Consider the following 1,530-nt stretch of genomic DNA (forward strand, 5'->3'; position numbering starts at 1 on the left):
CGCCCTCAACACCGAAATCCCCATCCGCACCCTCTTCGACACCCCCACCGTCACCGACCTCGCCAACCACCTACACCACCAGCGCGCCGGCCGCACCCGGCCCCCAGTGACGCCGGTGCGCCGCCCGGAGCGGATCCCGTTGTCGTATGCCCAGCAGCGGTTGTGGTTCCTGAACCAGTTCGAGGGTGGCGCCGCGACCTACAACATGCCCACCGCGTTTCGGATCAGCGGGGCGCTGGACGTCGAGGCGCTGGACGCGGCCCTCGACGACGTCATCGCGCGCCACGAATCTCTGCGCACCATCTTCGCCGACGTCGACGGTGTCCCGTACCAGGAGGTGTTGCCGGCCCGGACGGGGATGTGGCGGCGCGGGGGTGCGGCGGTGGTGTCGTTACCGGAGCAGGAGGTGGGCGCCGAGCTTGAGGCACTGGCGGGGTATCGGTTCGATTTGTCGGCGGAGATCCCGATCCGTGCCCAGATCTATTCAATGGGAACGCGGCAGCATGCGTTGGGGATCGTGGTGCACCACATCGCCTGTGACGGGTGGTCACTGGCGCCGATGGTCCGCGATATGGGTCAGGCGTATCGGGCGCGGCGGCTGGGCCGGGCCCCGCAGTGGGCGCCGTTGGCGGTGCAGTATGTGGATTACACGCTGTGGCAACGGGAGTGGTTGGGGGCAGAGACCGACCCGGAGAGTGTGATTGCCGGGCAGTTGCGGTACTGGCGGGAGCAGTTGGCCGATCTGCCGGAGGTTGTGTCGCTGCCGGCGGACCGGGCCCGCCCGCCGGTGCCCAGTTACCGCGGCGAGGGCGTCGAGTTCCACATCGATCCGCAGGTTTGGGCGGGGGTCAAGACGCTGGCGGCGGCGCATAATGCGACGGCATCGATGGTGTTGCAAGCGGTCTTGGCGGTGGTGCTGCATCGGGTCGGTGCGGGTGAGGACATTGTGGTGGGAGCGCCGATCGCCGGCCGGCTGGACGAGGCGCTCGACGATCTGGTCGGATTCTTCGTCAACACGTGGGTGTTGCGGGTTGGCGTCACCTCCCGGGACCGGTTCAGTGATGTGCTCCACCAGGTGCGTCAGCGGGCGCTGGATGCTTACGGCCACCAGGATGTGCCGTTCGAGCTGCTGGTAGAGCAGCTCAACCCGGTCCGGTCGGCGGCGCATCATCCGCTATTTCAGGTGGCCATGGCCTTCCAGAACAACATTCGCCCCGAGGCGGTGACGATCGACGGCGTCAGCGTCGAGGAGCTCGAGGTGTGCACCCGCACAGCCAAGTTCGACCTTGATTTCGAGCTGGGTGAGGTACCGACCGAGGATCCGGCGGCCCCGATGGCTGCCGGGACGGTCTCCTATGCCACGGATTTGTTTGACCGAAGCAGCATCGAGCGGCTGGTCACCCGGTTCATGCGGGTGCTCGAGGCGGTGGTGGTGGATGCGTCGGTGGTGGTGGGTGAGGTGTCGTTGCTGGATGGCGGGGAGCGTGAGTTGGTGCTCTCGGGGTGGTCGGGGGACGCGGTCCCGGCGGC

The 1,530-nt window shown here is 67.6% G+C and carries 1 protein-coding gene; it reads left to right on the plus strand.

The window, feature by feature from the left end:
• A partial coding sequence (locus AWC08_RS09390) for a condensation domain-containing protein (RefSeq protein ID WP_244906487.1) occupies window positions 1-1,530 on the plus strand: 1,530 nt, incomplete at both ends.

This window comes from Mycobacterium gordonae, from assembly GCF_002101675.1.
In the GTDB taxonomy this organism is placed as follows: Bacteria; Actinomycetota; Actinomycetes; order Mycobacteriales; family Mycobacteriaceae; genus Mycobacterium; species Mycobacterium gordonae.